Source organism: Mycolicibacterium neworleansense, from assembly GCF_001245615.1.
Classification (GTDB): Bacteria; Actinomycetota; Actinomycetes; order Mycobacteriales; family Mycobacteriaceae; genus Mycobacterium; species Mycobacterium neworleansense.
On sequence record NZ_CWKH01000001.1, the window covers coordinates 2,515,939 to 2,530,097 of the forward strand.

11 protein-coding genes are annotated in these 14,159 nt (G+C 66.9%); 4 read left to right on the forward strand and 7 right to left on the reverse strand.

Annotation, left to right across the window (positions count from 1 at the left end; translation table 11 throughout):
* Positions 1 to 155: 155 nt before the first annotated feature.
* Positions 156 to 3,125: a UPF0182 family protein gene (locus BN2156_RS11935; RefSeq protein WP_090513835.1), complete on the reverse strand. Its 2,970-nt coding sequence runs from the start codon at positions 3,123 to 3,125 to the stop codon at positions 156 to 158.
* Positions 3,126 to 3,221: 96 nt separating this feature from the next.
* On the reverse strand, positions 3,222 to 4,250 hold the full coding sequence (locus tag BN2156_RS11940; RefSeq protein WP_162490780.1) for a YlbL family protein: 1,029 nt from the start codon (positions 4,248 to 4,250) through the stop codon (positions 3,222 to 3,224).
* A 91-nt stretch (positions 4,251 to 4,341) separates the two neighbouring features.
* Between BN2156_RS11940 and BN2156_RS11945 the strand changes: the two genes are divergently transcribed.
* The 3 genes from BN2156_RS11945 to BN2156_RS11955 all read left to right on the forward strand — a co-directional run bounded on the left by BN2156_RS11945 (position 4,342) and on the right by BN2156_RS11955 (position 8,036).
* Positions 4,342 to 5,748: a zinc-dependent metalloprotease gene (locus tag BN2156_RS11945; RefSeq protein ID WP_090513840.1), complete on the forward strand. Its 1,407-nt coding sequence runs from the start codon at positions 4,342 to 4,344 to the stop codon at positions 5,746 to 5,748.
* 62 nt (positions 5,749 to 5,810) lie between these two features.
* On the forward strand, positions 5,811 to 6,659 hold the full coding sequence (locus tag BN2156_RS11950; RefSeq protein WP_090513843.1) for a bacteriocin biosynthesis cyclodehydratase domain-containing protein: 849 nt from the start codon (positions 5,811 to 5,813) through the stop codon (positions 6,657 to 6,659).
* Positions 6,660 to 6,701: 42 nt separating this feature from the next.
* Complete coding sequence (locus BN2156_RS11955; RefSeq protein ID WP_162490781.1) at positions 6,702 to 8,036, forward strand: macrolide-binding ATPase MABP-1; 1,335 nt, start codon at positions 6,702 to 6,704, stop codon at positions 8,034 to 8,036.
* 79 nt (positions 8,037 to 8,115) lie between these two features.
* On the opposite strand, the gene BN2156_RS11960 is transcribed toward BN2156_RS11955, so the two are convergent.
* The 3 genes from BN2156_RS11960 to BN2156_RS11970 form a co-directional block, all read right to left on the reverse strand.
* Positions 8,116 to 8,415, reverse strand: a complete 300-nt coding sequence (locus tag BN2156_RS11960; RefSeq protein ID WP_090513846.1) for a WhiB family transcriptional regulator — start codon at positions 8,413 to 8,415, stop codon at positions 8,116 to 8,118.
* 491 nt (positions 8,416 to 8,906) lie between these two features.
* Positions 8,907 to 11,030 (reverse strand): ATP-dependent DNA helicase UvrD2, encoded by a 2,124-nt coding sequence (locus tag BN2156_RS11965; RefSeq protein ID WP_162490782.1) that lies wholly within the window; start codon positions 11,028 to 11,030, stop codon positions 8,907 to 8,909.
* 45 nt (positions 11,031 to 11,075) lie between these two features.
* Entirely contained in the window at positions 11,076 to 11,819 is a 744-nt protein-coding gene (locus BN2156_RS11970; RefSeq protein WP_090513852.1) for an SDR family oxidoreductase, read from the reverse strand.
* Positions 11,820 to 11,891: 72 nt separating this feature from the next.
* Here BN2156_RS11970 and BN2156_RS11975 point away from each other — a divergent pair, with 72 nt between their 5' ends.
* Positions 11,892 to 12,368, forward strand: a complete 477-nt coding sequence (locus tag BN2156_RS11975) for an RrF2 family transcriptional regulator (RefSeq protein ID WP_090513855.1) — start codon at positions 11,892 to 11,894, stop codon at positions 12,366 to 12,368.
* Here the strand turns inward: BN2156_RS11975 and BN2156_RS11980 are convergent.
* Positions 12,363 to 13,241, reverse strand: coding sequence for a dihydrodipicolinate synthase family protein (locus BN2156_RS11980; protein ID WP_090513857.1), 879 nt, complete (start codon positions 13,239 to 13,241; stop codon positions 12,363 to 12,365). The two genes, BN2156_RS11975 and BN2156_RS11980, sit on opposite strands and share 6 nt — an antisense overlap.
* Before the next feature lie 43 nt (positions 13,242 to 13,284).
* Positions 13,285 to 14,070, reverse strand: a complete 786-nt coding sequence (locus tag BN2156_RS11985; RefSeq protein ID WP_090513860.1) for an aldolase — start codon at positions 14,068 to 14,070, stop codon at positions 13,285 to 13,287.
* Positions 14,071 to 14,159: the final 89 nt, after the last annotated feature.

Below are 14,159 nucleotides of genomic sequence, written 5' to 3' on the forward strand. Positions count from 1 at the left end.
GGTCCTCTCGGGAAAGTTCGTGCAATTACTCGGCACACAGCATCCGCGGGACCACTTGGCGTCGACTTGGCGGCCTGCTCAGACCGGTCGAACAGACCAGAAAGTGCCCACCCTCCAAGGAGAGTGGGCACTTTCTGTCAGTTCACACCGATGCGCTACTTGGACGAGTTGAACTTGTTCATCGCATCGTTCAACTGCTGCAACGCCTGCCCGTACTTGCCGAAGTCACCGCTGCGCTGCGCATCCTGCGCCGCCGACAGGGCCGACTCGACCTCCTTGAGCGCGGCAGCCTTGGCCGGCGACAACTGCACCGGCTGACCCGGCGGGATCGCCGCCGCCGGGGGTGCGACGACCTGCGGTGCCTGCCCATCCTCCGGAGCGGCCTGCGGCTTGCCGTCAGTGGGGGCCACGTTGGTGGCGGTGGCCCCTGCGCCCGGGCCGAACAGCTCGGTCAGCGCGTCGCTCACGGTCGGGCCGTAGCCGACCTTGTCGCCGTAGAGCATGGCCACGCGGATCAGTCGCGGATAGGACGAAGCCGCATCGCTGGTACCCGGCGAGGCGTAAACCGGTGCCACATAGAGCAATCCGCCGTCGGCCACCGGCAGGGTCAACAGGTTGCCCCACCGGATCCGGTTCAGGTTGTCGCGGCCGATCACACCGAGGTCCTGCGTCACCGCGGTGTCGGTACTGATCGCGTTGAACGCCTGCTTGGGACCCTTGACCTCACCCGGAATGGTCAGCACGGTGATCTTGCCGTAGCTCGACGGATCCGAGCTGGCGCTGACATAGGCGGCCAGGAACTCGCGCTGCAGCCAGTTCAGTGCGCTGGTCAACTGGAACGACGACGAGTTGTCGTTGTTGGCCAGATCCCGGGCCACGATGTAGTACGGCGGCTGATAGCTGCTCGCGTTCGGGTTGGGATCCAGCGGCACGTTCCAGAAGTCGGCGTTGGTGAAGAACTTCACCGGATCGTCGACGTGGTACTTGGTCAGCAGGGACCGCTGCACCTTGAACAGGTCCTCGGGGTACCGCAGGTGCGCCTGCAACTCCGGGGAAATGTCGGCCTTCGGTTTGACGGTGCCCGGGAAGACGCTCATCCAGGCCTTGAGCACCGGATCCTGTTCGTCCTGGGCGTAGAGCGTCACCGTGCCGTCGTAGGCATCGACGGTGGCCTTGACCGAGTTGCGGATGTAGGACACCTGCTTGTCGGGAGCCAACCGGTTGACCGCCACCTCGTTGGAGTCGGCAGTGGCACTCGACAGCGTGGTGAGCTCCGAGTACGGGTAGTTGTCCAGCGTCGTGTAGCCGTCGACGATCCACACCATGCGCTTGTTGACGATCGCCGGGTACACGCTGGTGTCGGTGGTCAGCCACGGCGCCACCGCCTCGACCCGCTCGGCTGGATCCCGGTTGAACAGGATCTTGCTGTTCTCTCCGATCACGTTGGACAGCAGGAAGTTCCGCTCGGCGAACTTGGCCGCGAACACCGACCGGGCCAGCCAGTTGCCGATCGGCACGCCGCCGGTGCCGGTGTAGGTGTAGTTCTTGGTGTCGGTGTTGGTCTCGTAGTCGTACTCGCGGTCGACATCACCGTTCTTGCCGACGATCGCGTAGTCGGCAGAGGTGTCGGCGATCACCGGCCCGAAGTACACGCGGGGCTGATCCAGCGGCGCCGGTCCAGGTGAGATCACCTTGCCGTTGGCGCCGACGACGCTGGCGAGGAACTCGGGATAACCGCCGTTCTGGTTGGGGTCGTTGGCGATACCGCGCACAGTGTTGGCCGGAGAGGCGATGAAGCCGTTGCCATGGGTGTAGACAGTGTGCCGGTTGATCCAGTCACGCTGGTTCTCGATCAACCGGTCCGGGTTGAGTTCGCGTGCGGCGACGACGAAGTCGCGCAGATTGCCGTCAGGGCCGGCATAGCGGTCGATGGCCAGCTGATCCGGGAAGAAGTAGAAGTTCTTGCCCTGCTGGAACTGGGTGAAGGCGGGGCTGACGATCGTCGGATCGAGCAGGCGGATGTTCGACGTGGTCGCCCGGTCCGCAGCGACCTGCGCGGCGGTGGTCTGACCGTTGCTCTCGTAATTGCGGTAGGTCACCGTCTCGTCGGTCAGCCCGTAGGCCTGCCTGGTCGCGGTGATACTGCGGCTGATGTACTCGCTTTCCTTCTGCGCGGCGTTCGGCTTGACGCTGAACTGCTCGACGATCAGCGGCCAGCCCGCGCCCACCACCAGCGAGCTCAGCAGCAACAACACCACACCGATGGCCGGAATTCGCAAGTCGCGCAGGACGATCGCCGAGAACACCGCCACCGCGCAGATCAGCGCGATCGCCAGCAGGATCAGCTTGGCCGGCAGCACGGCGTTGATGTCGGTGTAGCCGGCACCGGTGAACGGCTTGGCGGCGCGGGTGTTGCTGAGCAACTCGTAGCGATCCAGCCAGTACGCGAATGCCTTCAGCAGGATGAGGAAGCCGACCAGGCTGATCAGCTGGATGCGTGCGGCGCGGCTCAGCGCCCCGCTACGCCCGGTCAGCCGGATCCCGCCGAACACGTAGTGCCCCAGCAGGTTCGCGACGAACGCCAGGAACGTCGCGACGAACAGGTATGTCAACACCAGCCGGTAGAACGGCAGGTCGAACGCGTAGAAGCCGAGGTCGCGGCCGAACTGCGGATCGGTTATCCCGAAATCACTGCCGTGCAGGAACAACTGCACCCGCACCCAATAGCTCTGCGCGATCACACCGGCCAGCAGGCCGATGAAGACGGGCACCCCGATCCCGAACAGCCGCAGCCGGGCCAGCACGGTGGTGCGGTAACGCGCCACCGGATCATTGGGGCCGGCGGCCGGGACGAACACCGGACGGCTGCGGTAGGCCAACGCCAGCCCGGCGAACACCACCGCGCCGATGAGCAACCCCACCACGAGGAACACGATCAGGCGGGTCGCCAGCACGGTGGTGAACACCGACCGGTACCCCAACTCGCCGAACCACAACCAGTCGACGTAACCGTCGACCACCCGGGGTCCGATCAACAACGCCAGCACCGCCACCAGTGCCAGGCCGATCAGCACCCGGCTACGTCGCGTCAGCTTCGGCATCCTCGCCGCGGGCCGCATCCCCACTCGTGAACTCCCGTTTCAGCCTCGGTGGACTCGTGACATGCCCGATGGGGCCGCCCGATTTTCTACAACTCTAGTCATCCACCGGCCGGGTGCGGTTCAGCAGCGAGGAGGTTCGCCACCGGCAGAAATCGTGTGCAGCGCATCGACCGCCTGGGTCAGCGTCTCCACCCGCACCAGGTCCATGCCGTCCTGGAGCGCCGACCGGGCCTCGGTGCAGTTGTCGGCGGGCACCAGGAAGACCGTGGCCCCCGCCTCCTTGGCGGCCAGCATCTTGTGGGTGATGCCGCCGATCGACCCGACCTTGCCCTCGCCGGTGATGGTTCCGGTGCCGGCGATGAACTTTCCGTCGTTGAGATCGCCGGTGGTCAGCTTGTCGACGACGGCCAGGCTGAACATGAGCCCGGCCGACGGGCCGCCGATGTTGGCCAGGTTGAAGTCGATGTCGAAGGGCGCCCACGGCGCATCGAGCACCCCGACCCCCAGGAATCCGTACTCCCGGTCGGGGTTGTCGCCGAGCGTGATGGTCGCGACCCCGGGCGGCGCGTTCTTACGACGGAAGTCGATGACCAGCTGCTCGCCCGGCTTGGTCTTCTTCAAAATGGCCTGGAACTCGTCGAGGTTGGCCACCGGCGTGCCGTTCACACCGTCGATCGCGTCGCCGTCGTGCAGCTTCCCGGCCGAAGGACCGGGGTCGGTGACGCTCTGCACCGTCACTGCCATCGGGTACTTGAGGTACGACAACGCCGCATACTCGGCGCTGTCCTCGGACTTCTTGAAATCGGAGTTGTTGGCCTCGTCGATCTCGTTCTTGGACTTGTCCGGCGGGTACACCAGGTCGCGCGGCACCAGCTGCTCACGGCCCGACATCCACAACGCCATCGCCTGGCCCAGGGTCAGGCCGTCGCGCTGGGACACCGTGGTCATGTTCAGATGACCCGATGTGGGGTGCACGTGGGCGTCGGGACCCTCGATGTCGACGACCTGCTTGCCCTCGACCTCGCCGAGCGTGTTGAACGTCGGACCGGGCCCCAACGAGACGAAGGGCACCGTCACCACCGACAGCAGCACGCCGAACGCCACGATCGGCACCAGCGCAACCAGCAGCGTCAAAATCCGCCTGTTCACGCCGCCCACAGTAAAGCCTGCGCGAACGTGTTCACCCACAGCGTGACCCACAGCCGCACCCCGGCACCCGGTGATGAGTACCGTTGTGGGTATGGCTGACCTGCCCTTCGGCTTCTCCGCCGGGAATGACCCCGACCGAGACAAAGACAAGAAGGACCCCGATTCGGGGTCCGGCTCCGGCAACTCCGGACCAGGTCCGGGATCGGATCCGTTCGGTTTCGGCATGGGCGGAGCCAACTTCGACATGGGCGACCTCGGGCAGATCTTCACCAAGCTCGGCGAGATGTTCAGCGGCGCAGGCAGCGCGATGGCCGGCGGCAAACAGTCCGGTCCGGTGAACTACGACCTGGCCCGCCAGCTGGCGTCGAACTCGATCGGCTTCGTCGCACCCGTACCGGAGAAGACGACCGGCGCGGTCGTCGACGCGGTGCGGCTGGCCGAGACGTGGCTCGACGGGGTCACCCCGCTGCCCGCGGGCACCACCCGATCAGTCGCGTGGACGCCCAGCGACTGGCTGGACAACACCCTCGACACCTGGAAACGCCTCTGCGACCCGGTGGCCGAGCAGATCTCGTCGGTGTGGGCCTCGGCACTGCCCGAAGAGGCCAAGAGCATGGCCGGCCCGCTGCTGGCGATGATGTCGCAGATGGGCGGCATGGCGTTCGGCTCACAGCTGGGCCAGGCACTGGGCAAGCTGTCCCGCGAGGTCCTGACCTCCACCGATATCGGCCTGCCGCTGGGCCCCAAGGGTGTCGCGGCGCTCATGCCCGAAGCCATCGAAACGCTGGCCGAAGGGCTGGAACGTCCGCGCAGCGAGATCCTGACCTTCCTGGCCGCCCGCGAGGCCGCCCACCACCGGCTGTTCAGCCACGTGCCGTGGCTGTCCAGCCAGCTGCTCGGCACGGTCGAGGCCTTCGCCAAGGGCATGAAGGTCGACATGACGGGCATCGAGGACTTCGCGCGTGGCTTCAACCCCGCCTCCCTCGGTGATCCGTCGGAGATGGAACAGCTGCTCAACCAGGGCATCTTCGAGCCCAAGGCCACCCCCGAGCAGGAAGCCGCCCTCGAGCGGCTGGAAACCCTGCTCGCGCTCATCGAGGGCTGGGTGCAGACCGTCGTGACCGCGGCGCTGGGCGATCGCATCCCCGGCACCTCGGCACTGGCCGAGACGCTGCGCCGGCGTCGCGCCACCGGCGGGCCGGCCGAACAGACCTTCGCCACGCTCGTGGGCCTGGAACTGCGCCCCCGCAAGATGCGCGAGGCCGCGGTGCTGTGGGAACGGCTGACCGAAGCGGTCGGCACCGACGCCCGCGACAGCGTGTGGCAGCACCCCGACCTTCTGCCCAGCGCGGCCGATCTCGACGAGCCCGCCGGGTTCATCGACCGGATGATCGGCGGCGACACCAGCGGCCTCGACAGCGCCTTCGAGCAGGCCATCGCCGACCTGGAGAAGGAACAGGGCGAGGGCCGCGACAAGGGCGACGACAGCGGCAACTGACCCTGCGCACGGCCTGTGGATAACTGAAACGGCCGTCCCCGCTGCCGTGGCAAAGTCATCGCATGACGCGCTACGTGCTGGCCCCGGGCAGACCGATCCTGCTGCGTCCCGACGAGGCGGTTCAGCTGGGCTGGGATCCGCGGCGCGCCGTGCTGGTCCGTCCCCCGGCCGGCATGACGCAGGCACAACTGGCCGAGCTGCTGCGCGCCCTGCAAACCGGCGCCACCCGCGACGAATTGGTCACGGCCACAGAAGCATTCGATGATGGCGGGGCCATCGATGAGCTGATCGACGCGCTGACCGAGACCGGAATGCTCACCTCGATGGCCACCAGGCCGTCACGACGCGCCCGCGCGGCCTCCATCCGCGTCCACGGCCGCGGACCCCTGTCAGAACTGCTGGCCAACGGCCTGCGGTGCTCGGGCGCGAAAGTCAGGCACAGCGCCAACCCGCACACCAGGAACGTGGCGGCCTCCACCGACCTGGTGGTGCTGGCCGACGATCAGGTCACCGACCCACAGCTACTGCAGGACCTGCACCAAAGCGGCATCGCCCACCTGCCGGTGCGGGTTCGCGACGGCGCCGGGCTGGTGGGGCCGCTCGTGATCCCGGGGGTGACCAGCTGCCTGCACTGCGCCGACCTGCACCGCACCGATCGCGACGCGGCATGGCCGGCCGTGGCCACGCAGCTGCGCGGCGCGGTCGGCAGCGCCAGCCGCGCGACCATCCTGGCCACCGCGGCGTTGGCGATGCACCAGGTGGACCTGGTGATCCGGGCGGTCGGGCACGCCGGTGGTGACCAGCCGGCGCCCGAGGTCCCGCCGACGCTGAACACCACCCTCGAACTCGACGCCACTGGGTACTCGATCGTCGCGCGACGCTGGACGCGCCACCCCGACTGTCCGTGTTGAAAACGTTTGTTGCCAGTTGGATGCGGCCCATTCAGGCGAGTCGTGGATGATGGTCTGGTGTCTGACATCAAACGTGGAAGCGTGGCACGGAATGCGAAGCTCGCCGGCCTGGCCGGCGGCATGGCGGGTCGGGCCGCACTGGGCTTCGGCAAGCGTCTGACCGGCAAGTCCAAGGACGAAGTCACTGCCGAATTGATGGACAAAGCCGCGCAACAACTCTTCACCGTCCTCGGTGAACTCAAGGGCGGCGCGATGAAGGTGGGCCAGGCCCTGTCGGTGATGGAGGCAGCCATCCCCGAGCAGTACGGCAAGCCGTACCGCGAGGCCCTCACCAAACTGCAGCGCGAGGCCCCGCCGCTGCCGGCCGCCAAGGTGCACCGGGTGCTCGACGCCCAGCTCGGCACCAAGTGGCGCGACCGGTTCACCTCGTTCGACGACACCCCGGTCGCCTCGGCCAGCATCGGCCAGGTACACAAGGCGGTGTGGTCCGACGGCCGCGAGGTGGCCGTCAAGATTCAGTACCCCGGGGCTGACGAAGCCCTGCGGGCCGACCTCAAGTCCATCCAGCGACTGGTGGGCGTGTTCAAGCAGCTGGCCCCGGGTGCAGACATCCAGGGTGTGGTCGACGAGCTGATCGAACGCACCGAGATGGAGCTCGACTACCGGCTGGAGGCGGACAACCAGCGGGCCTTCGCCAAGGCCTACGCGAACGACCCGCATTTCGCCATTCCCCACATCGTGGCCAGCGCCCCCAAGGTGGTGATCGCCGAATGGATGGAAGGCATCCCGATGTCGGAGATCATCCGCGACGGGACGCCTGAACAGCGCGACCTGATGGGCACCCGGCTGACCGAGCTGACATTCGGCTCACCCGAACGGCTGGAGATGATGCACGGGGACGCGCACCCCGGAAACTTCATGCTGCTGCCCGACGGCCGAATGGGCGTCATCGACTTCGGCGCGGTGGCACCGCTGCCCGGCGGGCTGCCCTACGCGCTGGGCGAGATGATCCGGCTGGCCCGCGACAAGAACTATGACGAGTTGCTTCCGGTCATGGAGGCCGCGGGATTCATCCAGAAGGGTGAACAGGTCTCGATCGAGGAAGTCAACGACATGCTGCGCCAGTACGTCGAACCCATCGAGGTCGACGTCTTCCATTACACCCGACGGTGGTTGCAGCGCATGGCCGCCGGGCAGATGGACAACTCGGTCGCGCAGATCAAGATGGCCCGCCAACTCGACCTCCCGGCGAACCTGGCGATCCCGGCGCGCGTCATCGCGTCCATCACGGCGATCTGCTGTCAGCTCGATGCCCATGTGCCGGTGAAAGCGATTGCCACACAATTCGTTCCGGGCTTCGTCGAAGAAGCCGCCTAGAAGCGACGAATCTGCGCTCAGGGTGCGTTCTTCTCGAACTTTCGCACCCTGAGCGCAGTATCGACGTCGGCGCCCGATGTCAGGCCGCGGCAACGCTCTTCCGCGGACGCCCACGCGGCCGCTTGCGGGCCACGATGGTTCCGCGGTCGAGAATCTCGCCGCCCCAAACACCCCATGGCTCTTGCCGTTCCAGTGCGGCGGCCAGGCACTCGTTGCGGATCGGGCAATCCGCGCACAGCGCCTTGGCCTGCTCCAGATCGACTGGGCTCTCGGCGAACCACAGATCGGGATTCCCGATGTGGCACGGCACCGCCGGCAGCCGCTCTTCGCATGTCGACGGCGCGACGCTCACCTCCGGAGCGGTCATCGCAATGGACATGTGCTTATCCCCCTGCTTCCTGGTCGTAGTTTGTCGGCGATCTGTCTCTTCGAGGGATCTGCGACCAGGTTTCTTGGGGTGGAGAACAACTCCCAAAAAAATTGGCCACGGATCCCGTTGACTGCGGTCCGTGGCCATTTGGCTGGTGATGGGAGCTCTACCTAGTAGGGGCTCCGATCCACGGACGCGCCAGTCGCGGCGGCGGGGCGGCGCTTGTGCTGCGGTGCAATAGCAGCAGCGGCGGCGGCCGGCCATCCAGCGGCGGCGGGGGCAGCGGGTGCGGCGTACCGATGCGCTGCCGGGGAAACCACGGCAGCGGAGACGGCGAGCACGGACAACGGCATGCCTGCAACCGCTACACCGCTGAATTCGATGTTGATATCCATTGCGGGCACCCTCCTTCCGTCTCGTCACCAGAGCTGTGTTACGAGGCTAAAGCCTAACAGCCGAATCGCACAACCTATTTTCTACCTGCGGTTTTGGCGCAATCTTTACGAATTTTGGCGGCCCTTGACCAACTCGAGAACATCCGGGCCGTACTGCTCGAGCTTGCGTGCACCGATTCCGGGGAGAGCCACCAGCGCAGCCTCGTCGGCCGGCATCGACTCGGCGATGGCGATCAGGGTGTTGTCGGTGAACACCACATACGCCGGGACTTTCATCTCCTTTGAGACACGCAGCCGCCACTCCTTGAGTTCGGAGAGCAGCTCCTCGTCCAGGTCCGACGGGCAGGTTTCGCAGCGGCGCAACATAATCGCCGGCGGCGTCGTCAGGGCGGCATTGCATACCCGGCAGCGCGGCGCCGGACCACGCTGACGACGTGCCCGATCCGGACCGGAGCCGGCCGAATTCTGCAGTTGCGGCGCAATGCCGTTGAGGAATCGCGACGGCCGCCGGCCCTGACGCCCGCCCGGAGTGCGGGCCAGCGCCCAGCTCAGCCCGAGGTGCACCCGAGCGCGAGTGACCCCTACATAGAGCAGGCGGCGTTCCTCCTCCACCGGCTCGCTGTCGGGACCGTGCGCGAGCGCGTGCGAGATCGGCAGTGTGTTGTCGGCCAGGCCGACCAGGAACACCGCATCCCACTCCAGACCCTTGGCCGCGTGCAGCGACGCCAACGTCACACCCTGCACCACCGGTGGATGCCGGGCATCGGCCCGCTGGCGCAACTCGGCGACCAGCGCCCGCAGATCCAGTTCCGGACGCACCGCGACCTCTTCGTCGACCAACTCGGCCAACGCCGTCAGCGCCTCCCAGCGTTCGCGGGCCTTCGTACCGGCCGGTGGCTCGGCGGTCAGGCCGAGCGGCTCGAGCAGCTCACGCACGAGGGCGGGCAGGTTGTCCTCGGGGATGTCACGCTCGGCGAAGCGCTGCATGGCCACCAGCGCCTGACGGATCTCCTGGCGGCTGAAGAAGCCCTCGCCACCGCGCACCTGGAAGGCGATCCCGGCCTCGGTGAGCGCCTCCTCATAAACCTCGGACTGCGCGTTGATCCGGTAGAGCACCGCGATCTCGGCCGGCTCCGTTCCGTTTTCGATCAGCTTCTTGATGGAGCGGGCGACGGCGTTGGCCTCGGCGACCTCGTCGGGATATTCGGAGAACGTCGGCTCGGGGCCAGGATCGCGCTGCCCGACCAGGTGCAGCTTGCTGCCGGCCATCCGGCCGCGCGCCGCCGCGATGACCCGGTTGGCCAACGACACCACCTGCGGCGTGGAGCGATAGTCACGCTCGAGGCGCACCACCGCGGCGTCGGGGAAGCGCCGCGAGAAGTCCAGCAGGAAACGCGGGGTGGCCCCGGTGAACGAGTAGATCGTCTGGTTGGCGTCACCGACCACGGTGAGGTCGTCGCGCTCCCCCAGCCAGGCGTCGAGCACCCGCTGCTGCAGGGGGGTGACGTCCTGGTACTCGTCGACGACGAAGCAGCGGTAGCGATCGCGGAATTCCTGGGCGACCGCGGCGTCGTTCTCGATCGCCGCGGCGGTGTGCAGCAGCAGATCGTCGAAATCCAACAACGCCGAGCCGTCCCGTCGAGCTTTGAGCGCCTCGTACCCCGAATAGACCGCCGCGACTTTAGACGCGTCGAACGGGATGTCGCGCCCGGTCTTGGCCACCGCGGTGCTGTAGCCCTCGGGGGTGATCAAAGATGCCTTGGCCCACTCGATTTCACCGGCCAGGTCACGGACGTCGTCGGTGCTGGTCTGCATGCCGGCCCGGTTGGCGGCCTGCGCGACCACGGCGAACTTGCTGTCGAGCAACTCCCAGCCGGTATCCCCGACCAGGCGCGGCCAGAAATACTGCAGCTGCCGGCGCGCCGCGGCGTGAAACGTCACCGCCTGCACCGCAGCGGTGTTCACCCCCGACTCCTGGCCGAGCACCCGCAACCGGCCCCGCATCTCACCGGCGGCCCGCGCGGTGAACGTCACCGCGAGCACTTGGCTGGGGGCGACGTGACCTCCGGCCACCAGGTGCGCGATCCGGCGGGTGATGGTGCGGGTTTTGCCGGTACCCGCACCGGCCAGCACGCACACCGGGCCGCGGGCGGCCAGCACGGCCTCCCGCTGCTCATCGTCCAGATCGCCCAGCGCGGGCGAGGCAGCCTCCAACGGCATGCGCTCCATGATGTCAGGGACCGGTGACAATCCCCGGCCCGGCGTGGCCCGCGTCTACTGCTGCCGGCTCAGCCACTGCTCGAAGGTGGTGGGCGCGATACGTGCCCCCTGGCCCGGCAGCAACGCATTGCCGGCCATCTGCACACCGAACACCGAGGACCACGTCGGCACCAGCGTCACCTCCCGACCGCGCACCGCCAGGGTGCGCCGGGCCATGTCCACCAGGTCCTGGGTCTGCGGGCCGGCCACATCGGTGTAGCGGCCCTGCGGGGCACCCACGACGACCTCGGCGAGCACGGCGGCCACATCGTCGGGATCGATGGGCTGCACCAGCAGCGGCGCGATCGCGGCGCTACCGTCCTGTTCGGTCCAGCCCACCACCATTTCGGCGAAATCGTGGAACTGGGTGGCCGGCACGATCGTCCACGGCACCGGCCCGGCCTCGATCAGCCTCTCCTGCTCACGTTTTCCGGCGTAGTGCGGATTGCCCTCGATGTCGTGGATCCCCACGATCGACAGCAGCACGTGATGCGCCACGCCGGCCCGCTCCTCGGCCGCGAGCAGATTGCGGGTGGCGGCGCCAAGGTAGTGCACCGTGCTGTCCCGATCGGTGGGCGGGGCGCTGATCGCGTCGACCACCGCCTGCACCCCGGTCAAAGCCGCGTCGAGGCCCTCACCGGTGGAGAGGTCCACCCCGTTCGAGCGGCTGATGGCCACCACGTCATGGCCTGCTCCCTGCAGGGCGGCGACCACACGCGCCCCGATGTTTCCCGTAGCTCCGGCAACTGCGATTCGCATGGCTTCTCCGATCCTCGCCGACAGATATCTCGGACTATATAGGTCCGTAATATCTGTAATAAACTACGGGCTGTGAAACTTCCCGTGGCCACCGAGTGGGCGCTGCACTGCGCGACGTCGCTGGCGCAGCTCGAGCCCGGGGCCACCGCATCGGCGGCCGATCTGGCGGAGTACTTCGACCTGCCCGCGGCCTATCTGGCCAAACAGCTGCAAGCGCTGACCCGCGCGGGCGTGCTGGCCGCGACGACCGGCCCGCGCGGCGGCTTCCGGCTCGGGCGGGCACCCACAGACGTCACACTGCTTCAGATCGTCGAGGCCGTCGACGGCGCATCACCGCCGTACGAATGCCGCGAGATCCGGCAGCAGGGCCGCGGCGCCCTACCCGCCGGCTGGTGCCGCCACGAGTGCATCCTGGCGGTGAAGATGGCCGAGGCTCACCAGGCCTGGCGGTCCAGCCTCGACGGCGTCACGCTCGCCGACATCCTCGCCGACATACCCGCCGCGGCGCCGGCCCGCACCCGAAAGTTGTTGGGCCGAAAGGGCTCATAGCAGGAGCTGGCGCAACTCCTCACGACCGCCGGCGTCGAGCGGAAGCAGCGGCGGGCGCGGGGCTCCCACCCCCCGCCCCCGCAGCCCGAGTCCACCCTTGACCGTGGTGGGCAGACCGCCGGCCACGATGAACTCCAGGAAGGGCTTGAGTTCGGTGTATATGGCCTCGGCCTTCGCCCAGTCTCCAGCCTGTGCCGCCGCGTAGAGATCGAGGCACGGCTGCGGCAGCAGGTTCGGCGCCGCGGTACACCAGCCCTTGGCTCCGACCTTGAAGGCCTTGAGAATCATGGGATTACTGCCGTTGTAGAACGGCAACTGGCCGCCGGTGAGCTCGGCCAGGCGCTCCATGCGGGTGATGTCCCCGGTGGATTCCTTGACCATGGTGACGTTGTCGATGTCGGTGAACATCTGGACCAGCAGTTCCGGCCGCATGTCGATGCCGCTGGTGGCTGGGTTGTTGTACACCATGATCGGAATGCCTATCGCGGCACCGATCGCCGCGTAGTGCTGGGCGATTTCCCGTTCGGACAGTTTCCAGTAGGAGATGGGCAGCACCATGACCGCGTCGGCACCGGCCCGCTCGGCATACCGCGCACGACGAATAGTGTTGGCAGTGGTCAGATCTGACGCACCGATGATGACCGGCACCCGACGGTCGACCACCCCGATCGTGGTGTCGATGACGGTATCGAACTCGGCCTCGGTGAGATACGCCGATTCACCGGTGCTGCCGAGCGGGACGATTCCGTGCGCTCCCCCGGTGACCAACCGGTCGACGAGGGCGGCCAGCTTGCCCGTGTCGATCTGGTGATCCTCGGTGAAAGGAGTCACCGGATAGGCGAGAATTCCGTGGATCTCAGTGCTGGAGGGCATGTTTGTGTCCTTCTTTCGTACGGATGAGGGCTGGGACTCGGGATCAACTGGTCAACGCGTCGGGATGATTGCGGAGCGCGCGGCGGGCGTAGTAGGCAAAGTTCGCCTGGCTGCGCTTGGGCCGCAGCGTCCAGTCGTGGGCCTCGCGGGCAAGGCGCGGAGGCAGCTCGGCGATCGTTCCCGCTGCCATGGCGGCCAATTGCAGTTTGGCGCCACGCTCGATCAACATCGCCAGCGAGCACGACTCCTCGATGCTGGCCCCGGCGATTACGTGCCCGTGGTGGGCCAGCAGGATGGCTTTCTTGTCACCCAGTGCGGCACTGATGATCTCGCCTTCTTCGTTGCCGACCGGAACGCCGGGCCAGTCGGCCAGGAAGGCGCAATCGTCATACAGCGGCGCGATGTCCATCTGGGACACCTGCAACGGAACTTCGAGCATCGAAAGCGCGGCGACGTGGAACGGGTGGGTGTGGACGATGCACTGCACATCGGGCCGAGCGCGGTAGATCCAGCTGTGAAATCGGTTGGCGGGATTTGCCATTCCGCCGCCTTCGAGAACGTTCAGATCTTCGTCCACGAGCAGCAGATTGTCCTCGGTGATCTCGTCGAACCCCAAACCCAGGCGCTGTGTGTAGTAGGTGCCCGACTTCTCGGCCCGCGCGGTGATCTGGCCCGCCAGACCTGAGTCGTGGCCGGCATCGAACAAAGCCCGACAGGTAAGGGCGAGCTTCTGTCGCGTCGTCAGCGTTGATTCTTCGATGTGGGCCGACAAGCCATCGAGTGCGCGCTGCATCAGAACTTGTTTCGAATCACCAAGCGTGGTGGTCATCTCGGGATTCCTTTCCGCTTCGGGTTACCGGGGACACAACTCGAACTGTAGGACACATAGTGTCCTGACGTCAACAGTATGGACTCCGC